Origin of the sequence: Maribellus luteus, assembly GCF_003576475.1 — a bacterium.
GTDB classification, from domain to species: domain Bacteria; phylum Bacteroidota; class Bacteroidia; order Bacteroidales; family Prolixibacteraceae; genus Draconibacterium; species Draconibacterium luteum.
On sequence record NZ_QWGR01000053.1, the window covers coordinates 1 to 920 of the forward strand.

Annotated in this window: 2 protein-coding genes; one reads left to right on the top strand and one right to left on the bottom strand. The window is 64.2% G+C overall.

Annotated elements, in window-relative coordinates; all coding sequences use genetic code 11:
* A partial coding sequence (locus D1614_RS27870) for a class I SAM-dependent methyltransferase (RefSeq protein ID WP_147384373.1) occupies nucleotides 1–356 on the bottom strand: 356 nt, incomplete at its 3' end.
* Between the two features lie 214 nt (nucleotides 357–570).
* Here D1614_RS27870 and D1614_RS27875 point away from each other — a divergent pair.
* The coding region (locus D1614_RS27875; RefSeq protein WP_119440465.1) for an NAD(P)/FAD-dependent oxidoreductase at nucleotides 571–920 on the top strand (350 nt) is incomplete at its 3' end.

Here is a 920-nt window from a genome sequence, read left to right on the forward strand (position 1 = left end):
GACATCCCCTTGAAGCCCAGCCGCGCGGCAAGCTCGGTCGACTTGGCGACCAGCTCTTCGCGAGTCTCTATGCCGTAGATATGTGAGGTGCCGTCGCCCGGTTGCTCTTTGCAGAACAGGTCGTACAGGATGAAACCAAGGTAAGACTTGCCCGCGCCGTGGTCGACCAGCGTGACGTGCCCCTTGGAATGCTGCACGTCGGCCATCAACGGCTCGATGAACTGGAACAGGTGATAGACCTGCTTGAGCTTGCGGCGGCTGTCCTGGTTCATCTTGCCGTCGCGCGTCAGGATGTGCAGTTCCTTGAGCAGCTCGATCGACTGGTTGGGGCGGATTTCGTGGGTCTTGTTGGACATCGTCAGGACAGCCTGGGCGACATGTCGCACGGAATGGGACCGGTGCGGCGGCGCGGAGAAAAACGGAAAGAGGGCGCCAGTTTACCGAAAAGCAGGGTGGGCGACGGCCAGCGCACCCCAAGGGGCGTCATGCGCGGCCTGGTTTGCCCGCGTTCGGGCGGGATGTGACAATAGCGCCCCGCTTGTCCGCCCCGCGTAAGCCATCCATCCTCGCATGTCTGAAACACCCAACGCCCCCCTCGTTGCCGTCATCGGCGCCGGCCCCGCCGGGCTCATGGCCGCTGAAGTCCTGTCGCGCAACGGCGTGCGTGTGGAGGTGTTCGACGCCATGCCGTCGGCCGGGCGCAAATTCCTGCTGGCGGGTATTGGCGGGATGAACATCACGCATTCGGAGCCGCTCGATGCGTTTCTCGGGCGTTATCGCACGCGGCGCGAGGCACTGGCGCCGCTCATCGGCCGCTTCAGCCCTGACGCCCTGCGCGCTTGGATTCATGGGCTGGGCATCGACACATTTGTCGGCAGCTCGGGCCGTGTGTTTCCGACCGAGATGAAGGCGGCGCCCTT